Origin of the sequence: Nocardioides sp., from assembly GCF_016462705.1 — a bacterium.
Classification (GTDB): Bacteria; Actinomycetota; Actinomycetes; order Propionibacteriales; family Nocardioidaceae; genus Nocardioides.
In genome coordinates this window covers 1-15,388 of record NZ_JAEMSS010000103.1, presented here as the reverse complement: position 1 = coordinate 15,388, position 15,388 = coordinate 1, and the positions used below count along the sequence as shown (strand labels likewise).

The window sequence follows — 15,388 nt, the reverse complement described above, 5'->3', positions numbered from 1 at the left end:
GACCAGCGGGGGTCCACGTAGGTCGGCTCGACCGAGCGCGTCGGTTCCTTGAGGGTGAGCGCGCGGACCGCGGCGGGCACGTGCAGCTCGAACCTGGTGAAGACCGACCGCACCGTCTCCTCGTCGAGCGGCAGCACTCCCGCACCGCCGCCGGAGGTGAGGTCGAGGCCGAGCTCGGCGGTGGCCACCATCGTCATCACCGCCCGGTTGAGGTCGTAGCGCTCCCTGGCCTCGGTGGTCGCCAGCGTCTTGGCGCGAGCCGCACCCACCGCTGTCCGGCAGCGCTCGCCCCCGGCCAGCGCGTCGGCGAACGCCGCCTCGGCGGTGTCGAGCTCGGTCAGCAGCCTGACCGCGGTCTTGGCCCCGAACCCGCTGACCCCGGGCAGGTTGTCAGAGGCGTCGCCGCGCAGGGCGGCCAGGTCGGAGTACTGCTCCGGGCGTACGCCGGTGACCATGGCCAGCCGCGCCGGGTCGAGCAGCGGAGACGCGTCGACGCCACCGTTGAGGATCCGCAGCATCCGGGTGTGCTCGTCGATGAGCGAGAAGCTGTCGCGGTCGGACGTCGCCACGACGGTCCTGGCGCCGAGAGCGGGCGCCTGGGCGGCCACGCTGGCCAGGACGTCGTCGGCCTCGAGCCCCGGCGGCACGACCACGACGACGCCCAGCGCCCGGAGCACGTCCACCGCCAGGTCGAGCTGGGACTCCAGCGTCTCCGGCTTGGGGACCCGGTGCGCCTTGTAGGTCGGCCACCGCTTCTTGCGAGAGCTGTTGCCGCGGTCGTCGAACCCGACCACGACGGCGTCGGCGCAGACCCGGTCGGTGGCGGCCACCAGCTGCGAGAGCAGCCCCCGCACCGCCCACGCCGGACGCCCGTCGATGCGGAACCCGCTGCGTGCCGAGGCGTGGAACGCCCGGTGCAGCAGCGAGTTGCCGTCGACGGCGAGCACGGTGGGCTGGGACATTGCGCTCAGACTAGATCGCTCCACCCTCAGCCGCAGGGAGGCACTCGGGCGACCCCACGGTGATCGAGCCTGTCGAGATCCCCGTCAACAGGCCTGGTCGAGGTCCTCCGCCTGGTTGGCGGCGTAGCCCTGGCTGAGCGACCCGACCGAGCCCCCGGTGACGACCGCGGGCGGCTTCGGCCTGTCCTTCTTCGGCTTCCCGGCCTTGGCGTCGGCGTCGGCGTCGGCGTCGGCGGCCGGCTCGGGCGCCTCGTAGTCACCCTCGGACCGGTCGATGGCCTCGGCCACCTTGGCCCGGACCAGGTCGATGTCCGGGTTGCCGGTGTTGACCAAGGGCGGGACGAGGGACAGCGTCGAGATCCGTTGGCTCTTCGCCTTGAGGGCCAGGTCGGCGAACCGGCCGACCTCACCCGCCGGGATGCTCGTCGACACCATGTCCGAGCTGGCCTGCGCGATCTGCGAGAAGTTGCGGAGCATGGTCTGCGGGCTGATCTGGTCGAGCATCGCGCTCATGACGCACTTCTGCCGCGCCATCCGCGAGTAGTCGTCGGAACCCTGGCGGGCCCTCGCGTACCACTGCGTCTCGAACCCGGTGAGCTTGCGGATGCCCGGCTGCACGTAGTTGACGTCGCTGCCGATGCCGACGGGGATCGGCTCACGGACGTTGAGGGTCACGCCGCCGACGGCGTCGACGAGCTCGCGGAACCCGCGCAGGTTGACCATCGCCCAGTAGCTGACGTCGAGGCCGGTGATGCCCTCGACGGCCATGACCGTCGCGTCGACACCGGGGTTCTTGCTCTTGGGGAAGAGCTCGGTGTTGTCACCGGCCCAGGTGCTCACGCCGTTGAGCATGCACTCCTCGCCGCAGTCGAAGCCGTCGGGGAACTGCTCCTCCATCACCGACCCCTCGGCGAAGGGGAAGTTGGTCATGTTGCGCGGCAGCGAGATGAGGACGGTCTTGCCGGTCTCCTGGTCGATGCTGGCGATGGTGAGGGAGTCCGGACGCAGGCCCCAGCGGTCCGCTCCGCTGTCGCCACCGAGGAGCAGCACGTTGTAGCGCCCGTGCGCGGCGTCGCTGGCCTCGCCACTGCCGAACATCGCCTGGACCAGGTCGCGCTGAGCGCCCACCAGGTGGGAGCCGAAGAGCAGGGCGCTGGCGACGAACAGGCAGAGCGCCCCGTTGACGCCGATGGCCGCCCGGCGGTGCGGCATGGAGAGGGAGAGGGGCTGGCCGAGGCGCCAGGCGTCGACGAGCAGGAAGCCCCACCCGATGGCGCCGACGATCAGGCCGACCCGCAGCGCCAGCAGCACCCGGGTGTCGAACACCAGGTCGAAGAGGAACTGGCGGTGGACCAGCGAGATCAGCAGCACCAGCGCTCCGGTCACCAGCGCACCGACCCAGATCCGCAGGGCGGCCCGGCCGATCCGCCGATCGCCGGCGGCGAGCTGCGCCGAGCCGGGCACCAGCAGCGTCATCACCATCAGGGCCAGCGCACGGCGGAAGCGCACCCGGGCCGCGCGGTCGGCAGCCGTGCTGGGCAGTCGGCTCAGGTGGGTGTGGCCGGGAGAGGTGGGGGAAGGCACCTGGTCTCCGATGGTGTGTGGCGAGCAGTGGTTCGAGCGTGGTTGCCAGTATCACCAGTCACACCTGTCACAGGCGTGCAGGACGCGCCGGGGACCCCGTCGCGGTTGTCCGACCCGCTGCGGGGCTCAGGAGGTGGCCGGCGCCATCTGGACCAGCTGGCGGAGCTCCTCCTGGAAGGCCTCGACGAGCCGTTCGGGGTGCGCCACGGTGGCGGCATCGGTCTTGAACCCGACGTGGACGTTGCCGTCGTAGGTGAAGATGCAGGTGCCGAGGGTCTGGTTCCCCGACTGGGGCGCCCAGCCCAGCATCGACGCGACCCGTCGGCCGGCGACGTAGCGCGGCGCCCTGGGCCCTGGCACGTTGGTGGTGACGCCGCTGGCCTTGTCCGCGAAGAAGTCGACCAGGTAGCGCTCCAGGTCACGGCCGGTACGGCCGATGCCGCGGATCATGCCGAAGGTCAGCACCGCCTCGGGAGAGTGCTTGATCGCGTCCATCCGCCGCTTCGTCTCGGCCAGCCGGGCGAACGGCGTGTCCAGACCCGAGGGAAGACTGAGCAGCACCAGGGCGAACTTGTTGCCGAGCTCGCTCGGGGGTGCGGCGTCGCCGCGGAGGTTGACCGGCACCATCGTCGGCAGGTCGACGGCCTCGCCGTCGTGCTCGCGCAGGTACGCCGCCACCGCCCCGGCCAGGGCCGCCACCAGCACGTCGTTGACGGTCGTCCCGGTGCGATGCCCCACCTCGGCGACCTCGGCGAGCGGGAACGGCGGCGCCCAGACCGCACACTTCTGCTCGCCCGCGGTGCCGACGAGCGCGGTGCGCGGCCGGTGGCTCAGGGTGAGCTTGGCCGCGACCGAGGCGCTCTGCTGGGCGACGGTCAGCGCGTCGTGCACCAGGTGGGGTGACACGAGGTGGGTCAGGTCGAGGATCGCGCCTCCCGCCGCTCCGGCCGCGTGCACGGCAGCGTCCCACACGCCGTCGCGCTGGATGAGGGGCTCCGGCCCGGCCGCCGCGCCGGCTCCCGCGGCCGACGGCTCCGGCTCGCCGTCGGTGAGGCTGAGCAGCACCTGCAGCAGGGCGATGCCGTCCGCGAGCGCGTGGTGGAGCCGGGAGTAGACCGCGGACCCGCCCTGGTAGCCGTCGATCAGGTGGATCTCCCACAGGGGGCGGTCCCGGTCCAGCGGGCGACCGAAGTGGCCGTTGACGTAGTCCTGCAGGTCACGGTCGCCGCCCTCCCCGCCGAGGGTGACGTAGCGGACGTGCCGGGCCAGGTCGAACGCCTCGTCGTCCTCCCAGTGCGGCGGCAGGAGCGGCACCCGGGAGAACACCGGCCGCTGACGGAACACCGGGTAGCGGTCGAGGACGCGCTCGCGATAGGTCACCAGGAGCCGTTCCCAGTCCATCGGCTCGGCGAAGGTCATCAGGCTCTCGATGACCATCACGTTGTTGGGCCGGTCCATGTTGAGCCAGATGGTGTCGACGGGATCGATCGGTCTGCGCACGGTGCCTCCCTCCGCCTCGCGGGCTACCTCACCCTGCGCCGTGCGATCGGGACGGTGGCAGGGCCGAAGGACCCGGACCCGCAGCACCTCAGGTCCCGGACCGGCGGCCGCGGGCAGGCGCGGCGGCTGCCCGCCCACCCGGTAGGTTCACCGCCATGGCTGGGGACGGACCCGAGTACGGCTGGCTGTACGGCGGGAAGGGCGACGGCCCCGACGACCCCGACGGGCGGGCCACCCCCGACGACGCCACGCGGCCGGTCCGCCGGCCGGACCGGCGCGCCACGCCACCACCCGACGCGACCCGGATGATGCCCACCCAGCCGCGGCCCGGCGCAGGCGGTCCCGGCGGCCCAGCGCCCGCGCCGGCGCGCACCACCCGGCCCAGCCCGCCTGCGGTCGCACCTCCGGTCGAGCCACCACCGAGCGGCGGCGGCCGTGGTCGCGGGTTTCGCCGGCCGCGGTTCCGGCTCCGCTACGTGTTCCTCCTCCTGCTCGCCTGGCTCGTGTTCCTCGTGGCGGTGCCGATCCTGGCCTGGACCAGCGTCGAGAAGGTCGAGTTCGCACCCGAGGGCGATCGCCCCTCGGACCAGCCGGGCACGACGTACCTCCTCGTCGGGACCGACTCGCGGGAGGACCTGACCAAGGAGGAACGCCAGGAGCTGAGCACCGGCAACCCCGGAGGCAGCCGCACCGACACGATCATGCTGCTCCACACGGGATCCGGCCCCAATCTGCTGCTGTCCCTCCCGCGCGACTCGATCGTCGACATCCCGGGCTACGGCCAGGGCAAGATCAACGCGGCCTACGCCTACGAGGGTGCACCCCTGCTCGTCGAGACGGTGGAGACCGCGACCGGCATCCGGATCGACCACTACGTGGAGATCGGCATGGGCGGCGTCGCGGGCGTGGTCGACGCGGTCGGCGGCATCGAGGTGTGCCCCAAGCGCGACATGGTCGACAAGCTCGCCGGCCTCAAGATCAAGAAGGGCTGCCAGGAGGTCGACGGAGCCACCGCCCTGGGCTACGCGCGGTCGCGGCACACCTCCGGGATCGGTGACATCGACCGGGTACGCCGCCAGCGCGAGGTGGTCTCAGCGGTCGGCAAGGCCGTGCTGTCGCCCTGGACGGTCATCAACCCGGTCCGCTGGTGGCGGCTCAACCACGAGATCCCCGACTTCTTCAGGTTCGGTGAGGGCATGGGCCCGGCCCGGGCCGGCATGTGGGCCACCGCGATGACCCGCGTGGACGGCGACGCGGGGCTCACCTGCGTGGTGCCGCTGCAGGACCTGGCCGTGACCTGGCACCCCGAGCTCGCCCCTCAGATGTTCGAGAAGATCATCGAGGACGACACGGACTCGATCGACAAGAAGCTGTGCTCGCCCACCGGCGGGATCCAGTGACGTCCTTCGACACCCTGGCCTGCGAGATCGACGACGCCGGGGTCGCGGTCCTGACCCTGGACCGTCCCGAGCAGCTCAACGCGTTCGACCTGACGATGGCCCGGGAGCTCCAGGCGTTCTTCCTGGACGACGCCCGGGACGACGCGGTCCGGGCCGTGGTGGTCACCGGCGCAGGGCGCGCGTTCTGCGCGGGGATGGACCTCTCGGCCGACGGCAACGTCTTCGGGCTCGACGAGTCACTGCGGCCGACCCCGGAGGAGCTGCGGGCGCGCCTCACCGAGGAGCCCTACCAGGACGGGGTGCGCGACACCGGCGGCAAGGTGACCCTCGCGATCCACGCGTTGCCCAAGCCCGTGATCGCCGCCATCAACGGGCCCGCGGTCGGCATCGGCGCGACGATGACCCTCGCCATGGACCTGCGGCTGGCGTCGACCGCCGCCCGCATCGGCTTCGTGTTCGGCCGCCTGGGCATCGTCCCCGAGGCCGCGTCCTCGTGGTTCCTCCCGCGCATCGTCGGGATCCAGCAGGCGCTGGAGTGGGTGTACTCCGCCGAGGTCCTCGACGCGGAGACCGCCCTCGCCGGGCGCCTGCTGCGCTCCGTGCACGAGCCCGACGACCTCCTGCCCGCGGCGGTGGGGCTGGCCCGCTCGTTCGTGGTCGACCGGTCACCCGTGGCGCTCGGGCTGGCCAAGCAGCTGCTCTACACCAACAGCGCCGCGGCCGAGCCGCTGGAGGCGCACCTGTCGGACTCGCTCGCGATGTTCTGGACCTCCCTCGGAGACGGCAAGGAGGGCGTGGCCGCGTTCCTCGAGAAGCGCCGGCCGCACTTCTCCGGCAAGGCCTCGGACCTGCCGCGGATCCGCTGACCCGTGCAGCTCGCCGGTCAGGCGGCGTACATCGCGTCCAGGAGCGGTCGGTACCTCGCCTCGACCGCCTTGCGCCGCACCTTCATGCTCGGCGTGACGTCGCCGTCCTCGACGGAGAGGTCGTGGTCCAGGATCCGGATGTCCTTGATCGTCTCCCACCGGTTCAGGCGGTGGTTGACCCGGTCGAGACACGTGCGCACGTACTCGTGCACGCCGGGGTCCGCGGTCAGCCGGGCGTAGTCGGTCTCGGGCTTGCCCCTGGCCGACGCCCACTGCGTCAGCGCGTCGGGGTCCAGGGTCACCAGGGCCGTGGCGTAGTTGCGGCCCTCGGCGTGCACGATCATCTGGCTGGCCAGCGGGCACTCGGCCTTGAAGAGCACCTCGATCGCCTGCGGCGCGATGTACTTGCCCCCGGAGGTCTTGATCAGGTCCTTCTTGCGGTCGGTGATCCGGACCCGACCGGCCTCGTCGATCTCGCCGACGTCACCGGTGGCCAGCCAGCCGTCGGCGTCCAGGACCTCGTCGGTCTCCTCGGGCAGCCCGTGGTAGCCACGCATCACGCTGGGACCGCGCAGCAGGATCTCGCCGTCGGGCGCGATCCGCACCTCGGTCCCGTCGATCGGCCGCCCCACCCGTCCGTAGACGAGGTCCTCGGGTCGCGTGATGCAGGCGCCGGCGCTGGTCTCGGTCAGCCCGTAGCCCTCGAGGATCGGCAGCCCGGCCGCGCGGAACCACTGGGCGACGTCCGGTGACAGGGCCGCGCTGCCGGAGACCAGGAACCGGATCCGACCGCCGAGCCGGTCCCGGACCTTCGCCAGCACCAAGCGGTCCGCCAGCGCGTGCTGGGCTCGGGTCAGCCGGCCCAGCGGACGTCCCTGGAGCTCCGTCTGCGCGACGCGGGCCCCCACCCGGAACGCCCAGGCGAACAGGGCGCCCTTGACCCTGCTGCCCTCCTCGACGGTCTGGACGACCCTGCCGTGCACCTTCTCGAAGATGCGCGGCGGCCCGGCCATGAACGTCGGCCGGACCTCGGCGAGGTTGGGGACGATCCGGTCCATCCGGCCGTCGACGGCGGTGGGGAAGCCGATCTGGAGCTGGACCGCCATGAGCATCTTCCCGAACGAGTGCGACATCGGCAGCCACAGGTACTGCAGGTCGTCGCGGGAGAGGATGCCGAGCTGCTCGGCACCGGCCCCGATGTAGGTCCAGGAGCTGTGCAGCAGCTCCACGCCCTTGGGACGGCCCGTCGTCCCGGAGGTGTAGATCAGTGTGGCCAGGTGCTCGGGGCGGATCGCGGCGACCGCGTCGTCCACCGCCTGGGGGTGCTCCGCCAGGCGCCGGTCCCCACGGGCACGCAGGTCGTCCAGGGACAGCACCCAGTCGCCGTCCGACTCACCGTCGAAGGTGACCACCAGCTCGAGGGCCGGCAGCTGCGGGCGCAGGGCGCGCAGGCGGGCGACCTGCGCGTCGTCCTCGGCGAAGGCGACCCGTGCGGCGCTGTCGGCGAGGATCAGCCCGACGTCCTCCGGGTTCGCCGTGGGGTAGATGGTCGTGGTGGCTCCCCCGGCGCAGGCGATCGCCAGGTCGGCGTAGATCCACTCGATTCGGGTGCTGCTGGCGATCGCCACCCGGTCCTCGTGCGTGATACCGACGGCCAGCAGCCCGGCGGCCAGGCTCGTGACGACCTCGCCCGCCTGCGCCCAGGTGACCGACTCCCAGCGCTCGAAGCGAGGGAAGCGGTACGCCTCGGCGTCCGGGCTGCCGGCGACCCGGTCGTAGAACATCCGGGCCACGGAGACGGTCGGCTCGCCCCCATGTCCAGCGACGCGTTCCGGGTGGGTCATGGCTCCTCCTCGGTGCTCGGTTCGGCGGCGAGCTCGACGACGACGTCCAACCGGTTGCTGCCGGCCGACGTGACAGTGGTGTCACCCAGGCGGCGCAGCATCGCCAGCGAGGCGGCGTTGTCGGCGGCGACGGTGGTGACGATCCGGGACACCCCGACGGGACGCTCGCGCACCAGCTCGGCCAGGAGGGCGCTCGCCACCCCGTGACCCTGCCAGGCGTCGACCACGGTGACCGCCAGGTCCGCCTCGGTCGGCCGGTCGTCGTAGCGGATCATCCGGGCCACCCCGACGGGCGTCCCGACGTTGTCCGAGTCGATCACCACCAGGGCGAGCGCCACGTGGTCGACCCCGTCGACCTCGTCGACGAGGTGGTCGAGCATCGCGTCGGTCAGGTGCGGCACGCTGGCGAGGAAACGGTGGTTGCGGGTCTCCATGGACAGCTCCTCGTAGCCGTCGTGCAGCGCCTGGCGATCCTGCGGCAGCAGCGGCCAGATGAAGGCCCGGGTGCCGTCGGCCAGCTCGGCTTCGGTGATCACTGCGCACCTCTCGTCGGTGGGGCGGTGCAGCACGTCTGACGCGCGGTCACAGCCCGCCCGATGGATCCATCCTCCCAGCGCCCGGCGTCCCCGAGTAGGGACCAAGGCCCCGACGGTGCCGCTCCTGCTCGCCAGCGTGGTCTCGCCGTGGTGGCTGCTGCTCACTGCCTTCGTGGGGCTCAACCTGCTGCAGTCCAGCGTCACCGGTTTCTGCCCCGCCGCGGTCGTCTTCAAGCGGTTCGGGGTCAAGGGCGGCTGCGCCTTCAGCTGACGCGCACCGTCAGACCAGCTCGGACTGGACTCCCGCGAGCAGCTGGCGGGCCATCACGATCCGCTGGACCTGGTTGGTGCCCTCGTAGATCTGGGTGATCTTCGCGTCGCGCATCATCCGCTCGACCGGGTAGTCCCGGGTGTAGCCGTAGCCACCGAGCACCTGGACCGCGTCGGTCGTCACCTGCATGGCGACGTCGGAGGCGAAGCACTTCGCCGCGGCGCCGAAGAAGGTCAGGTCGGGGTCGTTGCGCTCGGAACGGCCGGCCGCGGCGTAGGTCAGCTGCCGGGCGGCCTCGACCTTCATCCCCATGTCGGCCAGCGCGAACTGGAGGCCCTGGAAGTCGGCGACCGGCTTGCCGAACTGCCGGCGCTCCTTGGCGTAGGCGAGGGCGAAGTCCAGGGCACCCTGCGCCACGCCCACCGCCTGGGCGGCGATGGTCACCCGAGTGTGGTCGAGGGTCCGCATGGCGGTCTCGAACCCCGTGCCCTCCGCACCGATCATCCGGTCCGCGGGGATCCGCACGTTGTCGAGGTAGACCTCACGGGTGGGCGAGCCCTTGATCCCCAGCTTCTTCTCGGGCGCGCCGAACGAGACGCCCTCGTCGGACTTCTCCACGACGAACGCCGAGATGCCCCGGGCCCGCTTCCTGGGGTCGGCCATGTCCTCGGCGGACCCGGTCACCGCCATGACCGTGTAGTACTCCGAGACCCCCGCGTTGGTGATCCACCGCTTCACGCCGTTGAGCACGAAGTGGTCGCCGTCGCGGACCGCCCGGGTGGTCATCGCAGCGGCGTCGGAGCCGGCCTCGGGCTCGGACAGGCAGTAGGAGAAGCCGCCCTCGCCCCGGGCGAGCGCACCCAGGTAGTGCTTCTTGAGCTCCTCGGACCCGGCCAGCTGGACCGGCAGCGAACCGAGCTTGTTGACCGCGGGGATCAGCGAGGAGGAGACACACACCCGGGCGACCTCCTCGATGACCAGCACCGTGGCCAGCGCGTCCGCACCGGCGCCGCCGTACTCCTCGGGGACGTGCGGGGCGTGGAAGTCGGCCTGGAGGAGCGCGGCCGCGGCCTCCTCCGGGTAGCGCGCGTGCTCGTCCACGTCGGCGGCGTACGGCGCGACCTTGGCCTCGCAGATCGCGCGCACCGCCGCGCGGATCTCGCGGTGCTCCTCGGAGAGGGCGAACATCGGGCTGTCCAGCGCGTCGGTCACGACCCGATTCTAGGATGTCCTAGCGTCGGGCCCTGACCACCTTGACGGTGACGTTCCTCGCGGTCTTGTCCACGACCTTGCTGCCCACGTAGGACAGGGTCACCCGGTGCTTGCCGGCGGCGAGCCTGGGCAACCGGAGGGTGACCCACCCGTCGGTCAGCTCGCGCACGACCAGGGTCCGCTCACCGATCGCGGCCCTCACCTCGCCCGTGGCGGGCAGTCCGGTCTGGCTCAGCACGGAGACCCGCACCTTGGCGCGCCTCGTGGTCTTGACCGGGTTCTTGAGCAGACTGCGGGTCATCGCCGCCGACTGCTTGACCACGGAGACGCTGCCGATCACGCCCAGGTCGCCGTCCCACCACTCGCACTCGACGGAGAACAGGGGTGCGCCCTCGCCGTCGTAGAGGTCCAGGGTGAAGGCGTCCGGCAGCTCGAGCGAGAGGTCGTCCTCCAAGGTCTTGGGTGTGAAGGGGCGGTTCGTGCCCGCCATCGCGACGTCGAGCGCCTCGGCGACCGGAAGCGCCTCGACCCCCGATGCCATGTCCAGCACGGTCGGCCGGCCACCGAGCAACGCCTCGAAGCCGTCGACCTCGGCGATGATGTCGTTGGAGCGGCCGAGCAGGTAGGCGGTCGTGAGGTCGTCGAGGTGCAGCGTCGCCCGCACGTCCCACGCCGACGACGGGACGGGGACGGCGACCGGCAGCCGGCCCGGGAGGTTCGTCACGTCCACGGTGAGCGGGACGTCGACCTCGTCGAGCTCGGGGAAGGTGCAGGAGTACGTCGTGGTGGCGGGCTGCGCCGAGGCCGGCGTGAGCGGGGTGGCGGCCAGCGCGCCGGCCCCGAGGGCCGCGCCGAGCGCGGACACGAGTAGTGAGCGACGCACTGACATGACGGGCTACCGCCTCCTGCTCCTGGGGTGGCTGCTGGGCCTACTCCTCGAAAGTAGGCCGGGCCCGCGGTTCTCGTGGCGGAATGGGACAGAACGGTCCCGACGTACCAGTGGTGACGGTCCAGAAGTCCTGGTCCGACGATCAGCGATCGGGCAGCAGGCCCTGGCGGATGGCGATCGACAACGCCTCGAGCTTCGAGTGAGCGCCCAGCTTCGCCGAGAGGTTGGCGACGTGGTTGCGCACCGTGTGGACGCTGACGACCAGGCTGGCGGCGATCTCGTTGTTGGTCAGGCCCTCCGAGAGCAGGGACAGCACCTCGTACTCGCGGTCGGTCAGCTCGACGCGCGCGGGGTCGCGGCGGGACGCCAGTCTCGGAAGCAGCCGGGCCAGCATCTCCGGGGAGATCACCGCCTCCCCGCTGTGGGCGGCCCGGACCGCCGACCTGACCTCGTCGAGGCTCCGGGACTTCGACACGAACCCGGAAGCGCCGGCCTCGATCGCGGCCACGAGCACCTGGTCGGAGGTGCTGGCGGTCAGCACGACGTAGTTCGTGGACGTACGCAACGCCTGGAGCTCGGGGATGGCCGCGACCCCGTCCCCGTCCGGGAGCCGGTGGTCCATGAGCACGACGTCGGGCAGCACCTGCGGCACCAGCGCGCGAGCCTCCTCGATCGACCGTGCTGTCCCGACGATGGTCATGTCGGGCTCCGCCGCGAGGACGTGGGCCAGGCTGGACGCGAACACGTCGTGGTCGTCGACGACGAGGATGCGCACCGCCGACGAGGCTGGGGACTGGTTCATCGCAAGCGCCCCATCGAGGGATCGTAGTACGTAGGCACTAGACGTCTAGGCTCCAAAGGGGTGGTCGCCCCTCCCGAACAACCGTGCATGATGGCTCTGGAGGCGCGAGTGACAATCCGAATCGTCGTGGGCGATGACGACACTACGATCCGATCGACCGTCGAGGACCTTCTTTCGGCCGATCGGCGATTCGAGGTCGTCGGCACGGCCGCCGACGGACGCGAGCTGCTCGCCCTGGTGAACGCCGAGCACCCCGACCTGGTGCTCGTCGACGTCCGGATGCCGCACGGCGGGGCCGAGGTCGCCCGGGCGCTGGCCGGCTCGGCGAGCGAGAGCCATGGCCGGACCCGGCCCAAGGTCGTGACCCTGTCGGCGGACGTCTCGGCGGAGGTCCTCATCGAGATGCTGCGCGCGGGCGCGGTGTCCTACCTGACCAAGGGCTACCTCGGCGGCAGCCTCGCCGACCTGCTCGCCCGGGTGGCCGGCGGTGAGGTGATCCTCGCCGCCCCCACCGCCCAGCTCGTCCTCCAGCGTCTCGTCGGCGACGCTGGGGACGCCACGACACCCGGCGTCACCCCTCCCGATCCGTCGACGTGACCCACGACGAGATCCCGGCGCCGGAGCAGGTGGTGTTCGACCTGCTCGATGCCACGGCCACCGCGGTGGTGGCCGTCGACGAGTCGGCCGTCGTCCGCTACGCCAACCCCCGGGCCACCGAGCTCTTCGGCTACTCCCGCGAAGAGCTCATCGGCAACCCGATCGAGCTGCTCGTCCCCCTCGATGTCGCCGAGTCGCACGTGGCGATGCGGGACGACTACCAGCGGTCGCCGACCGCGCGGCCGCTCGACGACCGGCGTGACCTGCGAGGCCGGCGCAAGGACGGCACCGAGTTCGGGGTGGAGATCAGCCTGACGCCCCTGACCACCACCTCGGGCACGTGGATCATCAGCAGTGTCCTCGACGTCTCGACGCGACGGGAGGCGGAGGCTCGCATCCACGAGCAGAGCCGTTCCTACCTGGCACTCGCCAGGCTCAACGAGGCGGTGGCCGTCGCCGTGGACGAGAGCTCCTTGTACCGCCGGGCCTGCAACATCGCGGTGGTCCACGGAGGGTTCAGCGGAGCCGTGGTCCTGGAGCGCGGGCCCGGCCGGTCCGTGGTGGTCACGACCAGTGCAGGGGTGGTCGCGAGCCACCTCGCGGTCGCCAGCGCCAACCATCTCTCGCTCGACGACTTCGTGACCCAGCTGCTGCTCTCCTCCCAGCGGGATCGCGGTGGTGACGACGCCCCCCTCGCCGCACTCTTCGCGGGGAAGCCTCTGTTCGAGAACGATGTCAGCTCCCTCGGGGAGCGTTCCGCCGCCAGGGCGGCCCAGTTCGACATCCAGGCAGCGGCCGCCCTGCCACTGCGCGTCCGTGGCGAGCCGGTGGCCTGCCTGTGGCTCTTCTCGAAGCGACCCCACGTCTTCAGCGAAGACGTGCGAGCGCTCCTGTTCGGCCTCGCCGACAACATCTCCCTGGCACTCGAGCGGTTCCGCAACCGCACCGAGCTGGACGCGCTGCTCGCCCAGCGCACCGAGCTCGTACGCCGGCTGGTCGACGCGCAGGAGCTCGAGAGGAGCCACATCGCGGCCGACGTCCACGACGAGTCGCTGCAGTCTCTCGCCGCCGTCGACCTCCGGCTCGGCATGCTGGAGCGTCGGCTCCAGGACGTGGCGCCCGAGATGGTCGCCGACGTGGTGCGCGTGCACGAGATCGTCACGTCGGTGACCAGTGGACTGCGGGACCTGCTCTTCGAGCTCGAGCCCGTGGCACCCAATGCGACGCTCGCCGACCTGGTCGACGAGACCGCCGTGCACGTCTTCGACGGCACCGGCGTGCACTGGGAGCTGCAGAGCGAGTCGGCCGCCTCGGAGCGGGCGCAGTCCCTGACGATTCGGACCACGGCCATCCGGATCATCAGGGAGGCGCTGGTCAACGTCGTGAAGCACGCCGGAGCGGCATCGGTGGTCATCCGGGTGACGGGCGAGGGACAGGGCGTGCGGGTCGAGGTGATCGACGACGGCGCCGGGTCCGACACCGTGCTGATGTCGCCACCCGGCCACCGTGGGATCAGGAACATGCGCGACCGGGCCGAGGTGGCCGGCGGGTCGTTCTCGATCGAGTCGACCCCGTCCGGCACCACCGTCTCCTTCTGGCTGCCCCGCCGTTAGCCCGACTTCTCGCCGATGTCAATGGCCCGAAGGCCCCCTTGTGTCCGCCGGACCTCCTGAGAGAACCAGCACCCACGCACCAGCCGGTTCGGCACATCGGCCTCTCACCTCGCCCGCCCCGGACGCCCACCATGGAGTCATGACCCTGTACGCCGCCGAGGACCGGCCCGTCGCGACGGCCACTCCCTGGAGCCGCGCTCACCTCGAGCAGCTCCTGTCGCAGTTCCTGGCCCCGGCGTGCCTCGAGCGCCTGTGGCTCGAGACCTGGGGGCGACTCGGCGTCAGCCCGGCCACGCTCGCGAGCTGGTACCGGCGCTTCGGTGAGGACTGCACGGCTCTCGCGGTCGCGGCCGGCCTCACGGAGCAGCAGCTCACGGAGCACCTCGCCGACCGGGCTCCGGACCGTCAGGTCCTCGAGATGCTCGCCGACCTCAACTGCTACCCCCACGTCACCCCCGCGGCCCGACCGGTCACCGCGGCGCCCTGGGCGAGGCACTTGCGATGACCGGCCCGACGACATCCCGGAACACCTTCGAGCATGGCGGCGAGCTCGACGGCCTGATCAGCAACGTCGGGCACGAGATCCGCACCCCCATCACGACCATCGTCGGCTACACCGAGCTCCTGCTGACCGAGGACGCGGGCCGGCTCAACACCCGCCAGAAGGAGATGCTCGAGCGCGTCGAGGACAACGTCGTTCGCCTCCTGCGCACCGTGGAGGCCATCCTGCTCTCGTCCCGGGTCGTCGGCGCCGGCCACTCCGCCGACGCCGATCCGGTCGACCTCGTCGAGGTCGTGGAGAGCACGGTCGCGAGCTACCCCTACGGCACTGACGGTCGTCCGACCGTGTCCACGCAGCTCGACCCGGAGCCGGTCATGGTCGCCGGTTCCGCCCGCGACCTGGAGGTGATGGTCGACAACCTGGTGAGCAACGCGGTCAAGTTCACGCCCGAGGGCGGTCTCGTCGTCGTGACGCTCAGGCAGGACCAGGACGGCTGTGTCCTGAGGGTCGTCGACTCCGGCTGCGGGATCCCCGCCGACGAGCTCCAGCAGGTGTTCCGCCGCTACTACCGCTCCTCGCTCACCGTGCGCGACGCCCTCCCCGGTACCGGACTGGGGCTGTCCACGGCCCAGGCGATCGCCGTCAACCACGGCGGGCACATCCAGATCGACTCGGCCGTCGGTGCGGGCTGCTCCGTGACCGTCCACCTCCCCCGGGTGCCCGCGGCGGTCGCCGCCCAGACCGGGTAGGGCGGGCGGGTGGCGGCCCCCCGACCGGCGATGCGGCCGAACGTGGCACCGCGCATGAGGC

Annotated in this window: 15 protein-coding genes; 7 read left to right on the top strand and 8 right to left on the bottom strand. The window is 71.6% G+C overall.

What is annotated here, in order from left to right; all coding sequences use genetic code 11:
* The 3 genes from JHD21_RS13655 to JHD21_RS13645 all read right to left on the bottom strand — a co-directional run.
* The coding region (locus JHD21_RS13655) for a 5'-3' exonuclease H3TH domain-containing protein (protein WP_292676226.1) at positions 1 to 962 on the bottom strand (962 nt) is incomplete at its 3' end.
* A gap of 84 nt (positions 963 to 1,046) precedes the next feature.
* Complete coding sequence (locus JHD21_RS13650; protein WP_292676223.1) at positions 1,047 to 2,546, bottom strand: LCP family protein; 1,500 nt, start codon at positions 2,544 to 2,546, stop codon at positions 1,047 to 1,049.
* A 126-nt stretch (positions 2,547 to 2,672) separates the two neighbouring features.
* Entirely contained in the window at positions 2,673 to 4,046 is a 1,374-nt protein-coding gene (locus JHD21_RS13645; protein WP_292676220.1) for a wax ester/triacylglycerol synthase family O-acyltransferase, read from the bottom strand.
* 155 nt (positions 4,047 to 4,201) lie between these two features.
* Between JHD21_RS13645 and JHD21_RS13640 the strand changes: the two genes are divergently transcribed.
* A complete protein-coding gene (locus JHD21_RS13640; RefSeq protein ID WP_292676217.1) occupies positions 4,202 to 5,446 on the top strand; it encodes an LCP family protein in 1,245 nt (414 codons plus the stop codon).
* Entirely contained in the window at positions 5,443 to 6,312 is an 870-nt protein-coding gene (locus tag JHD21_RS13635; protein ID WP_292676214.1) for a crotonase/enoyl-CoA hydratase family protein, read from the top strand. Before JHD21_RS13640 ends, JHD21_RS13635 begins: the two co-directional genes overlap by 4 nt.
* A 17-nt stretch (positions 6,313 to 6,329) precedes the next feature.
* Here JHD21_RS13635 and JHD21_RS13630 read toward each other — a convergent pair whose 3' ends face one another.
* The gene (locus JHD21_RS13630) at positions 6,330 to 8,156 is read right to left on the bottom strand and encodes a long-chain fatty acid--CoA ligase (RefSeq protein WP_292676211.1); all 1,827 of its coding nucleotides are present in this window, start codon (positions 8,154 to 8,156) and stop codon (positions 6,330 to 6,332) included.
* The gene (locus tag JHD21_RS13625) at positions 8,153 to 8,692 is read right to left on the bottom strand and encodes a GNAT family N-acetyltransferase (protein ID WP_292676208.1); all 540 of its coding nucleotides are present in this window, start codon (positions 8,690 to 8,692) and stop codon (positions 8,153 to 8,155) included. The genes JHD21_RS13630 and JHD21_RS13625 overlap by 4 nt, the downstream gene beginning before the upstream one ends.
* Positions 8,693 to 8,807: 115 nt before the next feature.
* Between JHD21_RS13625 and JHD21_RS13620 the strand changes: the two genes are divergently transcribed.
* The gene (locus tag JHD21_RS13620) at positions 8,808 to 8,963 is read left to right on the top strand and encodes a DUF2892 domain-containing protein (protein WP_292676205.1); all 156 of its coding nucleotides are present in this window, start codon (positions 8,808 to 8,810) and stop codon (positions 8,961 to 8,963) included.
* Between the two features lie 9 nt (positions 8,964 to 8,972).
* On the opposite strand, the gene JHD21_RS13615 is transcribed toward JHD21_RS13620, so the two are convergent.
* The 3 genes from JHD21_RS13615 to JHD21_RS13605 all read right to left on the bottom strand — a co-directional run bounded on the left by JHD21_RS13615 (position 8,973) and on the right by JHD21_RS13605 (position 11,866).
* A complete protein-coding gene (locus JHD21_RS13615) occupies positions 8,973 to 10,151 on the bottom strand; it encodes an acyl-CoA dehydrogenase family protein (protein ID WP_292676230.1) in 1,179 nt (392 codons plus the stop codon).
* A gap of 43 nt (positions 10,152 to 10,194) precedes the next feature.
* Positions 10,195 to 11,064 (bottom strand): hypothetical protein, encoded by an 870-nt coding sequence (locus tag JHD21_RS13610; protein WP_292676203.1) that lies wholly within the window; start codon positions 11,062 to 11,064, stop codon positions 10,195 to 10,197.
* A gap of 142 nt (positions 11,065 to 11,206) precedes the next feature.
* Entirely contained in the window at positions 11,207 to 11,866 is a 660-nt protein-coding gene (locus tag JHD21_RS13605) for a response regulator transcription factor (RefSeq protein WP_292676200.1), read from the bottom strand.
* Positions 11,867 to 11,992: 126 nt separating this feature from the next.
* On the opposite strand from JHD21_RS13605, the gene JHD21_RS13600 reads away from it, so the two are divergent.
* The 4 genes from JHD21_RS13600 (at position 11,993) to JHD21_RS13585 (ending at position 15,327) form a co-directional block, all read left to right on the top strand.
* A complete protein-coding gene (locus JHD21_RS13600; RefSeq protein WP_292676198.1) occupies positions 11,993 to 12,463 on the top strand; it encodes a response regulator in 471 nt (156 codons plus the stop codon).
* On the top strand, positions 12,460 to 14,076 hold the full coding sequence (locus tag JHD21_RS13595) for a PAS domain S-box protein (RefSeq protein ID WP_292676196.1): 1,617 nt from the start codon (positions 12,460 to 12,462) through the stop codon (positions 14,074 to 14,076). The genes JHD21_RS13600 and JHD21_RS13595 overlap by 4 nt, the downstream gene beginning before the upstream one ends.
* A gap of 139 nt (positions 14,077 to 14,215) precedes the next feature.
* Positions 14,216 to 14,581, top strand: coding sequence for a hypothetical protein (locus tag JHD21_RS13590; protein WP_292676194.1), 366 nt, complete (start codon positions 14,216 to 14,218; stop codon positions 14,579 to 14,581).
* Complete coding sequence (locus tag JHD21_RS13585; RefSeq protein WP_292676191.1) at positions 14,578 to 15,327, top strand: HAMP domain-containing sensor histidine kinase; 750 nt, start codon at positions 14,578 to 14,580, stop codon at positions 15,325 to 15,327. The genes JHD21_RS13590 and JHD21_RS13585 overlap by 4 nt, the downstream gene beginning before the upstream one ends.
* The last annotated feature ends 61 nt before the right edge of the window (positions 15,328 to 15,388 follow it).